This window comes from Kitasatospora sp. Xyl93 (assembly GCF_055383135.1).
In genome coordinates this window covers 1,307,850-1,321,838 of sequence record NZ_AP029185.1, presented here as the reverse complement: position 1 = coordinate 1,321,838, position 13,989 = coordinate 1,307,850, and the positions used below count along the sequence as shown (strand labels likewise).

General features: G+C 75.8%; 12 protein-coding genes. 9 read left to right on the top strand and 3 right to left on the bottom strand.

Going from position 1 to position 13,989, the window contains the following annotated elements; translation table 11 throughout:
• On the bottom strand, positions 1 to 945 hold the full coding sequence (locus tag ACZ5GH_RS05665) for an ABC transporter permease (protein WP_387751449.1): 945 nt from the start codon (positions 943 to 945) through the stop codon (positions 1 to 3).
• 715 nt (positions 946 to 1,660) lie between these two features.
• Here ACZ5GH_RS05665 and ACZ5GH_RS05660 point away from each other — a divergent pair.
• The 7 genes from ACZ5GH_RS05660 (at position 1,661) to ACZ5GH_RS05630 (ending at position 9,443) form a co-directional block, all read left to right on the top strand.
• Positions 1,661 to 2,578 (top strand): LuxR C-terminal-related transcriptional regulator, encoded by a 918-nt coding sequence (locus ACZ5GH_RS05660; protein ID WP_387751452.1) that lies wholly within the window; start codon positions 1,661 to 1,663, stop codon positions 2,576 to 2,578.
• Between the two features lie 242 nt (positions 2,579 to 2,820).
• Positions 2,821 to 3,672: a hypothetical protein gene (locus ACZ5GH_RS05655; protein ID WP_464333618.1), complete on the top strand. Its 852-nt coding sequence runs from the start codon at positions 2,821 to 2,823 to the stop codon at positions 3,670 to 3,672.
• Position 3,673: 1 nt separating this feature from the next.
• Positions 3,674 to 5,509, top strand: coding sequence for an asparagine synthase (glutamine-hydrolyzing) (gene asnB / locus ACZ5GH_RS05650; protein ID WP_387751456.1), 1,836 nt, complete (start codon positions 3,674 to 3,676; stop codon positions 5,507 to 5,509).
• Positions 5,506 to 6,126 (top strand): flavin reductase family protein, encoded by a 621-nt coding sequence (locus ACZ5GH_RS05645; protein WP_464333617.1) that lies wholly within the window; start codon positions 5,506 to 5,508, stop codon positions 6,124 to 6,126. Before asnB ends, ACZ5GH_RS05645 begins: the two co-directional genes overlap by 4 nt.
• Entirely contained in the window at positions 6,123 to 7,622 is a 1,500-nt protein-coding gene (locus ACZ5GH_RS05640; RefSeq protein WP_387751462.1) for a 4-hydroxyphenylacetate 3-hydroxylase family protein, read from the top strand. Before ACZ5GH_RS05645 ends, ACZ5GH_RS05640 begins: the two co-directional genes overlap by 4 nt.
• Positions 7,619 to 8,461, top strand: coding sequence for a class I SAM-dependent methyltransferase (locus ACZ5GH_RS05635; RefSeq protein WP_387751465.1), 843 nt, complete (start codon positions 7,619 to 7,621; stop codon positions 8,459 to 8,461). The genes ACZ5GH_RS05640 and ACZ5GH_RS05635 overlap by 4 nt, the downstream gene beginning before the upstream one ends.
• 106 nt (positions 8,462 to 8,567) lie before the next feature.
• The gene (locus ACZ5GH_RS05630; RefSeq protein ID WP_387751468.1) at positions 8,568 to 9,443 is read left to right on the top strand and encodes a helix-turn-helix transcriptional regulator; all 876 of its coding nucleotides are present in this window, start codon (positions 8,568 to 8,570) and stop codon (positions 9,441 to 9,443) included.
• A 9-nt stretch (positions 9,444 to 9,452) separates the two neighbouring features.
• Here ACZ5GH_RS05630 and ACZ5GH_RS05625 read toward each other — a convergent pair whose 3' ends face one another.
• Positions 9,453 to 10,724, bottom strand: a complete 1,272-nt coding sequence (locus tag ACZ5GH_RS05625; RefSeq protein ID WP_387751471.1) for an MFS transporter — start codon at positions 10,722 to 10,724, stop codon at positions 9,453 to 9,455.
• A 210-nt stretch (positions 10,725 to 10,934) separates the two neighbouring features.
• Entirely contained in the window at positions 10,935 to 11,834 is a 900-nt protein-coding gene (locus ACZ5GH_RS05620) for a LysR family transcriptional regulator ArgP (RefSeq protein WP_464333616.1), read from the bottom strand.
• Positions 11,835 to 11,903: 69 nt separating this feature from the next.
• Here ACZ5GH_RS05620 and ACZ5GH_RS05615 point away from each other — a divergent pair, with 69 nt between their 5' ends.
• The gene (locus ACZ5GH_RS05615; protein WP_387751477.1) at positions 11,904 to 12,527 is read left to right on the top strand and encodes a LysE/ArgO family amino acid transporter; all 624 of its coding nucleotides are present in this window, start codon (positions 11,904 to 11,906) and stop codon (positions 12,525 to 12,527) included.
• A gap of 407 nt (positions 12,528 to 12,934) precedes the next feature.
• Positions 12,935 to 13,912: a LuxR C-terminal-related transcriptional regulator gene (locus ACZ5GH_RS05610; protein WP_387751479.1), complete on the top strand. Its 978-nt coding sequence runs from the start codon at positions 12,935 to 12,937 to the stop codon at positions 13,910 to 13,912.
• Positions 13,913 to 13,989 lie beyond the last annotated feature (77 nt).

Genomic DNA, 13,989 nt, shown 5'->3' with positions numbered 1-13,989 from the left:
TCAGGCCCTCACCCGCGGGTCGACGGCCGCGTGCGCCGCGTCCACCAGGAGGTTGACGCCGACGAACGCGACCGCCACCACGAGCACCCCGCCCTGCACCAGTGGCAGGTCCCGGGCGGTGAGCGCGTCGTACAGCAGCCGGCCGACGCCGGGCCAGGTGAACAGGGTCTCCACGAAGACCACTCCCTCCAGCAGGTAGGCGAGTTGCAGGCCGCCGATGGTCAGCAGCGCGGGGGAGGCGTTGTGCGCGCAGTGCCGCAGCACGGCGGCCGGGCGCAGGCCGCGGGCGCGCAGCGAGTCGGCCAGCTCACCGGCCAGGACGGTGCCCAGCGCGGCCCGGAACACCCGAGCGGTGAGCCCGAGCGGCACCAGCGCGGCGGCGACCGCCGGGAGGACCAGGTGACGGGCGAGGTCGGCCGGGCCGCCGGAGCCGAACGCGTCGTGGGTGCCGCCGGCCGGGAGCCAGCGCAGCCCGACCGCGAAGACGGCGATCAGCAGCAGCGCCACCGAGTACTGCGGGGCGGACACCGCGAGGGTGGAGAGCGCGCCGGAGATCCGCCCGCCGGGGCCGCGCGGGCGCAGCGCGCCGACGGCGCCGAGCGCCACCCCGCCGGCCAGGACCAGGACGAACGCGGCCGCGGTCAGGGTGAGGGTCTGGCCGAGCGCGGGCAGCAAGAGGTCGGCGACCGGGCGCTGGCCCGAGACCGAGGTGCCGAGGTCGCCGGTGAGCGCGTGGCCGAGCCAGTCGGCGTAGCGGACCGGCAACGGCTGGTCCAGGCCGAGCCGTTCGGCGAGCTGCCGACGGGCCTCGGGCGGCGCGCCCGGGCCGAGGAAGGCGGTGACCGGGTCGCCGGGGACGAGCGCGACGGTCGCGAAGACGACGGCGGTGACGCCGAGCAGCGTGGGGACGGCCAGCAGGAGCCGGCGCAGCAGGAACCGGGTCACCCGTCGGCCCTCCGGGGCGGGGCGCCGGACGGGCCGGCGGCGGGCCGGTGGGGCGGGGCGGGCATGGCGCTGCTGCTCCTTCGGGCGTCGGAGTCCTCGGACGGGAGGCGGGGACGAGTGGTGCCGTCGTCTCGGCGTCGGCGAGCGCGGGTCCGGCACGGGGGCGGCGGCCGCCACCGGGCGTCGGGGCGACGCCGCGAGGGCCGCGGCCGCTGGGAGGAGCGTCGCGGACGGACGGCCCGGACAGCCAGTCAGCTCCTGATGCTGTTACTCCGGCTCACAGCATCCGCAGTGACCCGCAGTACCGCTGCCCGGGCCGCCGAGGCCCGGTCCCGTCCTTGACCTGCACAAGGAACCGGACCTAGGGTGCCCGCATGGCTATTCGGCGGACCGACTTCACCTTGGTCGGGATCGGCGGCTCGTGGCACCGCAGGTGCTTCGACGAGCTCTGTCGACCGCGCGCGACGCGCTGACCGCCCTGCTCCACACCCGCCGCGGTCGACGCCCTCTCCTCACCCGGATCCACACCCGACGCCCGTCCGCGTCGCCGGCCGATCCCTGTCGCAGCGTGCCGCTCCGCACGCGACGTCCGGCAGCGGACCGCGTCGCGCACCGCGTCGCACCCGCGTTCACGGGGCCGACCGGCCACCAGCAAGGGGGACCGCAGAGCCATGCCCGACCACAGACGTCCTGCCTCCGTTCCCGGAGGTGCCCGATGGCAGCAGTGAGCACCTTCGCTGCCCCGGCCGGCCCGCGCGGCCGCCGGTACCCCGCCCGCCGCGGCGCCTGCGGCGGCACCGGCCCGGGAGACGCCCCCGCCACGGGAGCGCCCCCGCTGCACGCCGAGATCGACAATCCGCTCGACCTGATCGCCGGCCACCAGCTGCTGGCCGAACCCGCACCGCCCGGCGCGGCCCGGGCCGCTGCCGGGTGCGGCTGCGGCCACCCGATGTGCGTGGACGAGGACCGCGAACGCACCGCGGCGGCCCGGGTGTTCCTGGTCGAGCGGCACCCGGTGACCAGCGCCGGACTGCGCAGCGTGCTGGCCACCGCGCCCGGACTGACGGTGGTCGGCTCCACCGGCGACCGGCTGCGCGCGGTGCCGGCCGTGCGCCGCACCGCCCCCGACGTCGTCCTGCTCGGCCGCGGCGCGAGCCTGGAGGAGGACCTCGCGGCCGTGGTGGCACTGCGCGGACCGGACGGGGCGCCCGACGCCCGGGTCCTGCTGCTGCGCCGCGCCGAGTCGACCGCCGAGGCGAGCCGGATGCTGCTGGCCGGGGCCGGCGGCTGCTTCCCGCTCGACCTGGCGGGGGAACGGATCATCGGAGCGGTCCAACTCGCCGCCGCAGGGGGGTCGGTGTTCCTGCCGGCCCCGCCGTCGGCCCGGATCCACCCGGCCGCCCCGGCGCGGCACCTCGGCGAGCTGCCGCCGCAGCAGGCCGGGCTGACCGAGCGCGAGCGGGAGGTGCTGGTCAAGCTCGGACAGGGGCTGAGCAACGCCGAGATCGGGCGCGAACTCGCCCTGGCCGAGGCCACCGTGAAGAAGCACCTCACCCAGGCGATGCGCAAGATCGGGCAGCCCGACCGGCTGCGCGCCGCGCTGTACGCCCACCGGCACGGGCTCGCCGGGTAGTTCCGCCTCCGCCCACCCACACCGCCCGAGGGCGGGTCCCGCCGGTCCGCGGGGCCCGCCCTCCGTCGTGTCCGTCCACCCGCTCGGCGCGGGGCGACCTTCGGAGCATCCGCACGGCGACGATCGGCGCCCTGACCGGCGCCGTTCGGGGCTACCGGGGCGCCCGAGCCGCTTCGTAGCGTGGCGGGAACGACGACGACACGACGGTCCGAAGGATCGTCCAGCCGAAGGGAGATGGCCCGATGGGGGGTGTGTCCGACGGGACCGGCGGTCCGACCGGCGCCGGTGACGGGGCGGGTGTCGAGGCCGGTCCGGTCACGGCGGTGCTGGCCGCCGCGTCGATCCGGGGCGGCGGCCCCGGTGCGGAGCAGCCGAGGTCCCCGTACCGCGCGATGGCGGACGCCGAGCGGTCCGCGCTCTGGCGGCAGCGGCTGCACGAGGCCGAGGCCGGGCTGACCCGCTACCTGGTGTCGCGCGGGCACGAACCGCACCTCACCGACTGGTTCGTGCTGCAGTCCGAGCTCTTCGCCGACCTGCCCGAGCCGGACGCCCCGGCCGTCGAGTGGCAGCGGGTGTTCTTCCGCGACCAGGCCCTGATGGAGCGCTTCCTCGTCCTGCGCTACGGCGAGGAGGTCCTCGGGGACTGGGCCCGGTCGAACGCCGAGGTGCACCGCGAGGTCGAGCCCGACCACGGCCGGGGCGCCGCCGACCCGATCCACCGGATCGCCCGGCAGGCCGAACTGTACGGCTCCGACTACGAGTTCGACGACGACGCGGCGCCCGGCCGGGAGCGCGCGGCGCTCACCATCACGCACTGCGCGATCTGGGACTACCGGGAGAAGGCCCGGCGCTCGGGCGTACGGCTGACCCTCGCCTCGCCCTGCACGTACTGCACCGAGGCGCTGTCCGCCAACATCCGCGCCAAGGGCTACCGGCCGGCGCACCGGCTGACCCACGGCCCGACCGGCCACGGCTGCCGCTGGGAGGCCACCGCCGCGAACGGGCCGGCCGCCACCGCCGAGACCGCCGCCACCGCGACGCCCGCCGCCACCGCCGCCGCGCCCACCGCCACCGACGACCCCGGGGAGTCCTGACATGTGCGGAATCACCGGTTGGATCGACTGGGACACCGACCTGCTCCACCAGGCCCGGACCGTCCGGGAGATGACCGCCACCCTGGCCTGCCGGGGCCCGGATGCCGACGGCGTCTGGCTCTCCCGGCACGCCGCCCTCGGCCACCGCCGGCTCTCCGTGATCGACCCGGACGGCGGCGCCCAGCCGCTCGCCGACCGCCCCGGGCCGGACGCCGCGGCCGTCCTCTCCTACAACGGCGAGCTGTACAACCACCGCGAGCTGCGCACCGAACTGGAGGCCCTCGGGCACGCCTTCCGGACCCGCTCGGACACCGAGGTGGTCCTGCGCGCCCACCTCCAGTGGGGGAAGGAGGCGCCGACCAGGTTCAACGGCATCTTCGCCTACGCCCTGTGGGACGCCCGGCGCGAGGAACTGCTGCTGGTCCGCGACCACCTCGGTGTCAAGCCGCTCTACTGGCACGCCCACCGCGGCGGCCTGCTGTTCGGCTCCGAGCCGAAGGCCGTCCTCGCCAACCCGCTGTTCCGCGCCGAGCTGGACGCCGAGGGCGTCGCCGAACTGTTCGCGCTGCCCGCCGCGCCGAGCGCCGGCCACGGGATCTTCCGCGGCCTGCACGAGGTCCGGCCCGGCCACCTGGTGGTCGCCACCCGCGCCGCCACCCGCGAAGTCCGGTACTGGCGGCTGGAGTCCGCCGAGCACCGGGACGACGCCGCGACCACCCGGGCGACCGTCCGCGAGCTGCTCGCCGACGCCGTCGAGCGCCAGCTGGTCAGCGACGTGCCGCTGTGCACCCTGCTCTCCGGCGGCGTCGACTCCAGCGCCGTCACCGCCCTGGCCGCCGCCGCCCGCGAACGCGCCGGCCAGGGGAAGATCACCAGCTTCTCCGTCGACTTCCCCGGCAGCGCCGACCGCACCCCCGACGCCTGGCGGACCACCCTGGACGCCCCCTACGTGGCGGCCGCAGCCGAGCACATCGGCACCCTGCACACCACCGTCCTGGTGCCCGACGACGACCTGCTGGACGCCCGCGACGCCGTCCTGCGCGCCCGCGACCGCCCCGGCTGGGGCGAGATGGACGCCTCCCTGCACCTGCTCTTCCGCGAGGTCCGGCGGCGCTCCACCGTCGCCCTCTCCGGCGAGGCCGCGGACGAGATCTTCGGCGGCTACCCGTACTTCCACGACGCCGACGCGCTCGCCGCCCCGACCTTCCCGTGGCTGCACGGCAGGGCGACCCCGGCGGACCTGCTGCGCCCGGACGTCCGGGCCGAGGTGCGCCCCGAGGAGTACACCGCCGCCGCGTACCGGCGCTCGCTCGGTGAAGTGCCGCGCCTGCCCGGCGAGTCGGCCGCCGACGCGCGCACCCGCGAGGTCTTCCACCTCGCGCTCACCCGCTGGCTGCCCCCGCTGCTGGACCGGGTGGACCGGGTGTCGATGTCGGTCGGGCTGGAGGTACGGGTGCCGTTCTGCGACCACCGCCTGGTGGAGTACCTGTGGAACGTCCCGTGGGCGCTCAAGGCGCCGGACGGGCGGGCCAAGGGGCTGCTGCGCGACGCCGTCCGGGACCTCCTTCCGCCGCAGGTCGCCGACCGGCCCAAGAGCGGCTACCCGTCCACCCCGGCCGTCCGCTACGCCGAGGTGCTCACGAGCCGGGCACGGGACCTGCTGGCCGACCCGAACGCGCCGGTCTTCGAGCTGGTGGACCGTGGAGCGGTCCGCCGACTGCTCGCCGAGGGCCGTCCGCTGCCCAGCCCGCGCACCGCGCCGAACCCGGTCGGCGGCCTCGACCACCTGGTGCAGGTCGACGAGTGGCTGCGCGCCTACCGGGTGGGGCTGCGGTGAGCGGCGCCCTCACCCGGGCCGCCCAGCCCGCCGCCGAGACCTCCGCCGAGCCCACCGCTCAGCCCGCCGCCCGGCCGGCCGCCGAGCACGTCACCGAGGAGGACTTCCGGGCCGCCTCCCGGGGCTGGACCAGCGGGGTCGCGGTGGTCACCACCCGCGCGGGCGAGGAGGTCTTCGCCAAGACGGTCTCCTCCTTCAGCACCCTCTCCCTCGACCCGCCGCTGGTCACCGTCGCGGTCGGCCGGCACAGCCCGCTGGTCGCGGCCGCCCGGACCGCCGGACGATTCGCCCTGTCCGTCCTGACGGACCGTCAGGAACCGGTCGCCCGGCGGTTCGCCACCCCCGGAGCCGGCCGCGCGCTCGGTGACTTCACCGCCGCGGGCGCCTTCGCCGCCGTGCCGACGAGGACCGCCGCCACCGGCGCCCCGCTCGTCGAGTCCGCCCTCGCCTGGTTCGACTGCCGGCTGCACGCCGCCCTGCCCGGCGGCGACCACACCATCCTGGTCGGCCTGGTCGCCGCCGCGGACCACGGCGCCGGCGCACCCCTGCTCTACCACGACGCCCGGTACCGCGTACTGGCCCCGACACCCCTGAATCCCACCGGAGTTGGCGCATGACACTGTTGGACACCGCCCCCGGTCGCGGCGCGCCCGCCACCGCCCGAGGCCTGCTCACCGGCGACCGCTACCGGGCCGAACTCGACGACGGGCGCGAGCTCTACCTCGACGGCCGGCGGATCACCGACCCCGCCGGACACCCCGCGTTCCGCCCGGCCGTGGACGAGCTGGCCCGCCTGCTCGACCTCCAGCACCACCCCGACCACCGCGACCTGCTCACCTGGCAGGACCCGGACAGCGGCCTGCGCCTCGCCCGCGCCTACCAGCCCCCGCGCACCCTCGACGAGCTCCGGCTCCAGCGCCGCAGCGCCGAGTTCTGGCACGCCGAGGCGCTCGGACAGCAGGGCCGCTCGCCCGCCTTCATGGCCTCCATCGCCGTCGGCGTCTACGACTTCCGGCACCGGCTGGCCGCCGCCGACCCGCGCTTCGGCGCCAACGCCGAAGCCTGGTACCGCCACTGCGCCACCAACGACCTCGTCCTCTCGCACGCCCTCGGCGACCCGCAGATCGACCGCTCCGCCGACCCGGTCGACGACCCGGACCTCGCCCTGCGCGTCATCGAGGAGAACGACCGGGGCATCGTGGTGCGCGGCGCCAAGCAGCTCACCACCCTCGCCCCGCTCGCCCACGAGGTGCTGGTCTACCTCTCGGCCTCCTTCACCGAGGGCCGCGGCGAGCAGTTCGTGAGCTGGTTCGCCCTGCCGCTGAACACGCCCGGGCTGGTCACGCTCGCCCGCGAGCCGCTCGGCGGCGCCCCCTGGGGCCACGCCCATCCGCTCGGCGCGCGGTACGACGAGCAGGACGCGATGCTCTTCTTCGACGACGTCCTGGTGCCCTGGGACCGCGTCTTCCTGCTGCGCGACGCCGGCCTCGCCCGGCTCGGCCTCGGCCGGATCAACGCCTGGAGCGCCTACGTCGGCCACATCCGCTACCGCGAGCGGCTGCGCACCCTGCTCGCCACCGCCACCCTCGTCGCCGAGTCGATCGGGGTGGACGGCTTCCGCAACATCCAGGAGGACCTCGGCCGCCTCGCCGGCTACGCCGAGCTGACCGAGTACTTCCTGGACGCCGCCGAGGCCCGCGGCGGCCCCACCGACGGCGGCCTGTTCGCCCCCGGCGACACCGCCGCCTCCCGGGTCTGGTCCGCCGAGGTGGCCGGCAGCGCCGTCGAGATCGTCCGCCGGATCGGCGCCTCCGGGCTGCTCATCCAGCCCACCGCCGCCGACCTCGCCCACCCCCGGCTGCGCCCGCACCTGGACCGCTACATGCGCGGGCGCGGCATCGACGCCGAGCGCAAGTCCCGGCTGTTCCGGATCGCCTGGGAGCTCACCGGCGACGGCTTCGGCCAGCGCCAGGACCTCTACGAGTACGTCCACCGGGGCGACCTGACCCGCAACCGGATCAACATCTTCAAGCGGTACGACCAGAGCGGCGCCCGTGAGCGCCTGCTCCAGCTGGTCGACCGGCCCGCAGGCACCGAGGAGGACCAGAAGTGAGCCCGTCCGCCGTCGAGATCCAGGCCCGCACCCTCGCCGGGTACGCCGACGCCAGCCGACTGCGCCAGGTCCAGGACCGCGACTGGGTGCTCGACCGGATCACCGGCACCCCCGAGTCCCTGATCGACCTGGGCAGCGGGATCGGCCAGCTGCTGCAGGCCGCGCTGGAACGGTTCCCCACCCTGCGGCGCGCCGTCGGCCTGGAACGCTCCGAACACCGCCTCGCCGAGGCCGCCGACCGGCTGCGCCCGTACGGCGACCGCGTCGCCCTGCACCGGGCCGACCTCACCGCGCCCGAGCCGCTGCCGTTCCGGGCTGAGGTGATCACCCAGACCTCGGTGCTGCACTGGCTCCACCCGGACGAGGAGCGCGTCTTCGCCTGGGCCGCCGCCCACCTCACCCCCGACGGCAGCTTCCTGCTCACCACCTACCACCCCGCCCGGGACGAGCACGGCCTCGGCGGCGAGGACGAGCTGGTCCGCGACGCCCTGGTCGCCCTCGGCACCCCCCACCAGGAGGTGCCCGCGGTGTTCGCGCGCCACGGGGTGCTGCCGATCGCGACCCGCACCAGGACCGCCGAGGACCTCGCGGCGGTGATCGGCCCGCACCTCCGGGTGGCCGGGCGGCTGGAGCGCGACGCCGTCGTCACCATCGACAGCGCCGAGCAGTACGAGCACTTCCACGCCGCCACCTTCGGCGACTACTACAGCCGCCTGGTGCCGGAGGAGCGGCGGGCCGCGTTCTTCCGCGCCGTGGGCGAGAGCGCCTGGCGCCGGCAGCGCGAGCGGGGACACGTCAGCAGCATGCCCGTCCTGCTCTGGACGCTCACCCCTCGTTAACAGCGTGTGTAGCCCGCCGCTCATCCCTGGGACGGGCGGCGGGCCGCGCCTTACGCTGGGGTTCGTCACGAACCCGCACCACCGGACCTGGCCGAGGAGCCCCACCGTGTCAACTCCCCCCACCGGACGGGAACTCGGCGCCTTCCTGCGCGCCCACCGCGAACTCCTCAAGCCTGCCGACGTCGGCCTCACCGCCACCACCCGCCGCCGCACCCCCGGGCTGCGCCGCGAGGAGGTCGCCTCCCTCTCCGGCGTCGGCCTCGCCTGGTACACCTGGATCGAGCAGGGCAGGGTCGCCGCCTCCCGGCAGGTGCTGGAGGCGATCGCCCGGGTGCTGAAGCTGGACGACGCCGGCCTGCGGCACGCCCTGCGCCTGGCCGGCTTCCACGAGCCGGCGCCGGACGCCGGCCCGGAGGGCACCGACCGCATCACCGGGGCCATCCAGCACGTCCTGGACTCCTGGCCCACCAGCCCGGCCGTCCTGCTGGACCGCCACTTCGACCTGCGCGGCTGGAACGCGGCGTGGGCGGCGCTGTGGGGCTCGCCCGAGTTCGTGCCCGCCGACCGGCGCAACCTGATGTGGGTGATGGCCGCCGACCGCCGGGTCCGCGCGGTGCTGCGGGACTGGGAACCGCTCGCGATGAACGTCTTCCAGCACTTCCGGGCCCAGGCGGGCGCCGCTCTGGCCGAGGCCCGCACCGGTGAGGTCTACCGGCACCTGGACGAGGACGCGCCGGAGCTCCGCCACTGGTGGGGGTGCCACTCGGTGGCGGAGCTGACCGTCCGCACCGTCACGGTCGAGCCGGCCGGGCTCGGCCCCGTCCGGATGGCCCTGTCCTCCTTCCACCCGGTGGACGACCCCTCGGCGACGGTGCTGCTGTTCACCCCGAGCGGCGCCGCCGACCGGGCGCGGATGGCCGAACTCGTCGAGCACCCGTTGCGCGCGGTCGGCGACGCGGAGGGGGAGCGCCGGGTCGGCTGAGCCCGGATCTCAGGCCTTCCGTCCGGCGGCCCGGCGCAGCCCCAGGCTGACCGCCAGGGCGCCGAGCGCGGCCGGCAGCGCGAGCCCCGCGCCGATCACCAGAATGCCGTCCGCGACGTCGTCGAAGGTGCCCACCGCCCAGGCGCCGACCCCGGTGCCCGCGTACATGGTCGAGGTCAGCCACGCGCTGGAGGTCGCGCGCAGCTCCGGGGCGATGGTGCCCGCGAGCGTCTGCTGGTCCGTCACGAAGCCGCCCGAGGCCACGAACCACACCGTCACCCCGGCCAGGGCGAGCACCAGGCCCGGCCCCTCGGCCGCCACCGCGACGCCCACCGCCAGCAGGACGCCCCACAGCGGCAGCAGCGGCAGGTCGGAGCGGCCGGCGGTCCTGGCCCGGTCGCCGAGCCGCCCGCCGAGCAGCGAGCCGGCCACGCTGCCCGCGCCGACCAGCACGCCCACCAGGCCGAGCGCCTGCACCGACAGGTCGAAGCGCTGCACCAGCAGCGCGCCGAGGAAGGTGTAGGCGCCCAGGTTGGCGGTGTTGAAGACGGTGTTGACCAGCAGGGCGCGGCGCAGCGTGGGATCGGCCCAGCCCGCCAGGATCGCCCGGACGGCGCCCACCCGCGGCGCGGCCGCCTGTTGCGCCTGCTCCTCCGTACGGCCCCGGACCTGGCGCAGCAGCAGCGGCACGGCCGCGGCGGTGCCGACGGCCAGCGCCCAGAACGCCGAGCGCCAGCCGGCCAGCCCGGCCAGGAAGCCGCCGAGCGGCACACCGATCACCTGGCCGCAGGAGAACAGGGCCATGCCGAGGCCCAGTGCGCGCCCGCGCACCGCCTCCGGCGCGCTCTCGGCGATGTGCGCCCAGATGGCCGGCCCGGCCGCGGCCGCCGCCAGCCCGGCCACCGCGCGGGAGACCACCAGCAGGGTCAGCCCGGTGGACAGGGCCGCCGCCGCGTTCGACAGGACGAACAGCAGGGTGCCCGCGACCAGCGTCCGGCGGCGGCCCAGACGGTCGCTCAGCAGCCCGAGGAAGGGCGCCGCGACGGCGTACACCAGCACGTAGGCGGTGACGCTGGAGGCGGCGGCGGCCTCGCTGGTGCGGACCGAGTCCGCGATGGTCGGCAGCAGGGGCGAGACCAGGAAGGTCTCGGTGCCGAACAGGAACAGCAGGAGGAACACCCCGGCGTAGCGCCACCGGTCGAAGGCCCGCGCCGACGCGGGCAGTTGGGGGACGTCCTCGGCCTCGTCGGAGGGCCGGGGCGGGTCGGAGATGCTGCTCACGGCGAAGTACCGCCTTCTCGTACGGGGGCGCGGCCGGGCCCTCGGACGGCAGGCGGAAGCGGCCGCGCGACGGCTGACAGAGGTCCGATGCGGCCATCCTGCGGACCGGCGGGACGCCCAGCCAGACAGGCGGTGATCCTGTGAGTCCAGCTCACAGGCTGGGCGCCGCACTCCGTGCGCCCGCTCCGCCGCCCAGGCCCTCCCGCGCCGTCAACCGGCCCGCAGGGCCTCCGCGGCGGCCGTCGCGACCACCTCCGCGACGGTGGACAGGGCGGGCGAGTCCAGCTTCCACTGCTGCCAGTACAGCGGGACGTCCATGGGCCGACCGGGTGCCAGCTCCACCAGTCGGCCGGAGCGCAGCAGCGGTTCGGCCTGCGGTTCGGGTACCAGGCCCCAGCCGAGACCGGCGGCCACCGCGTCCCGGAACCCGTCCGAGGCGGGCACCATGTGGCGGATCCGGCCGGCGCCGGACCGCCCCCGGGTGAGGGAGCGGACGAACGCGTCCTGGAGCTCGTCGCGCCGGTCGAAGACCACGGTGGGTGCCTCGCACAGGTCCTCGGCCACGTCGCCGGTGAGCCAGCGGGCGGCGAACTCCGGGGTGGCCACGGCCAGGTAGCGGGCCAGGCCGAGCCGCCGCACGGTGCAGCCGGCCACCGGGTCGGGCGAGGAGGTGACGGCCGCCATCACCTGGCCCTCGCGCAGCAGGGCGGTGGTGTGGGCCTCGTCCTCCCGGTGCAGCTCGAAGCAGATCGGCGGGTCCTGCGGCACCCGGGTGAGCGCGGGCAGGAACCACGTGGCGAGGGAGTCGGCGTTGACCGCGATCGGCACCCGGGCCGGGCCCTGCTCGGCCGCCAGGCCCAGTTCGGCGCGGGCGTCCCGCTCCAGGCGGGCCAGCTGGCGGGCGAACCGGACCACCACCTCGCCGGAATCGGTCAGCCGTACCGGCTTGGTGCGCATCAGCAGCACCCGCCCGGTGCGCTGTTCCAGGGCCTTGACGCGCTGGCTGACGGCGGAGGGGGTCACGTGCAGGGCGGTGGCCGCGGCGTCGAAGGTGCCTTCGTCGACCACCGCGAGCAGGGTCCGGACCTGGTCCAGGGGGAGTTCGTCCATAAGTGGGGCTAAGGATACGTAAAAATTCTTAGCTGTACTCATGGCCGGGCGATCCCTACGGTCGGAGCCATGAACAGCAGCACCATCGCGGCCGTGGTCGCCGGTTTCGGCACCGGGCTCTCCCTCATCGTGGCCATCGGGGCCCAGAACGCCTTCGTCCTGCGCCAGGGCGCCCGCCGGCAGGCCGTCCTGGCCGTGGTCGCCATCTGCGCGCTCTCCGACGCGGTCCTGATCACCCTCGGCGTGACCGGGGTGGGCGCGGTGGTCACGGCCTGGCCGACGGCGCTGACCGCGGTGGGCCTGGCGGGCGGGGCCTTCCTGCTCTGCTACGGCGTCCTGGCGGCCCGGCGGGTGCTGCGCCCGGACCCGGCCGCCGCGCTCACCGAGGGCGGGCCGGGGGCGGGCTCCGTCCGGCGGGCGGTCCTCACCTGCCTGGCGATGACCTGGCTGAACCCGCACGTCTACCTCGACACCGTGGTCCTGCTGGGCTCGCTCGCCTCCCACCGCGGCGACCTGCGCTGGGCCTTCGGCGCGGGCGCGGCGCTGGCCAGCCTGGGCTGGTTCGCCGCCCTCGGCTTCGGCGCCCGGCTGCTGAGCGGCGTGCTGTCCCGGCCGAAGGCCTGGCGGGTGCTGGACGGAGTGGTCGCGGCGACCATGCTGGCCATGGGCGGGATGCTGGTCGCCGGGGCCTGAGGGTCGTTCCGTCGTTCCGCGGGGGGCGGAGGGTCGTGAACGAGGGGGGCGTGGCGTGATGCGGCGGCGCCCGATGCGGGATTGCGGTTCAACGGGCACGCCGCGGAGGGAATTCCGGCGAGCGGTGTCGGCGGGTGCCGTCCGAATGCCGGGGAAAAGCGACCGGATGACGCCGCGGACGGATTTCGTCGCCGCCCCGACCCGGCCCGCGACGGGCACGGCGGGGAGCCGGCGCCGTTCGGGCGGCGCGGGCGCCGGGCCGGCCCGGCGGGAACGGACCGCGACTGAACGGAGCCCGGCCCGGGGATGGCCGGACGGCGGGCATCCGAGGAAACTTGGTCTAGACCTGATCGGCGAGCTGGCTTAGCCTCCCTGAAGAATCGGGCGGGATCAGGCGGGGGAACGCTGTGCTTGAAGTTCTGGGCATCGAACCATCGGCCGAGGCGGTGTACCGGCTGCTCGTCGACGAGCCGGGATTCCGGATCGGCGACATGGCCGAGCGGCTGGGGTGGAGCGAGGAGCGGGTGCGCTCCGCGTTGAACCAGCTCGCCGAGCTCGACCTGGTGAACCTGGAGGACGGCTGCCTGGACGCGGTGCCGTTCAACCCGGACATCGGCTTCGGGTTCCTGCTCTCGCGCGCCACCGCCGACCTCAGCCGCCGACAGCGGCAGATCGAGTCCGCCGAGCAGGCCGTGACCGCGCTGAGCGCCCGGTTCAACGCCAACCGGCCGTCCCGGCACGAGATCATCCACCGGCTGGAGGGGCTGGACGTGGTCCGCAAGCGCCTGGAGGACCTGGCCTCCACCGCCGAGCGCGAGTGCCTCTCGCTGCTGCCCGGCGGCGCCCAGCTGCCGGACACCATGGACGCCAGCGAACCGCTGGACCGGCAGGCGCTGGAACGCGGGGTGCGGATCAGGAGCGTCTACCAGGAGAGCTTCCGCAACGACCCGCCGACGCTGGAGTACGTCCGCTGGTTCACCCGGCTCGGCGGCGAGGCCCGCACGGTGCCCCTGCTGCCGATGCTCCTGGTGGTGGTGGACCGGGAGACGGCGCTGGTGCCGATCGACCCGCAGGACGGCCGCGCCGGCGCGCTGGAGGTCCGCACCCCGGGGGTGGTGACCGCGCTGGCCCTGCTGTTCGAGCAGTTCTGGGCGGCGGGCACGCCGTTCGGCCAGGACCCGCCCCGCAACGAGCACGACCTGACGCCCCAGGAACGGGAGTTGCTGCTCCTGCTGAGCATCGGCTGCACCGACGAGGCGGCCTCGCGGCGGCTCGGGCTGTCGCTGCGCACGGTGCGCCGGATGAGCTCCCAGCTGATGAACCGGCTGGGCGCGCGCAGCCGCTTCGAGGCGGGGGTGCGCGCGGCGAAGGAGGGCTGGCTCTGACCCGGCCGGTGAATTCCGGTGCTCGGTCGGCGCGGGCGGAAAGTTCGTGGGTGAAACGTGATAACAGCGGCGAGATC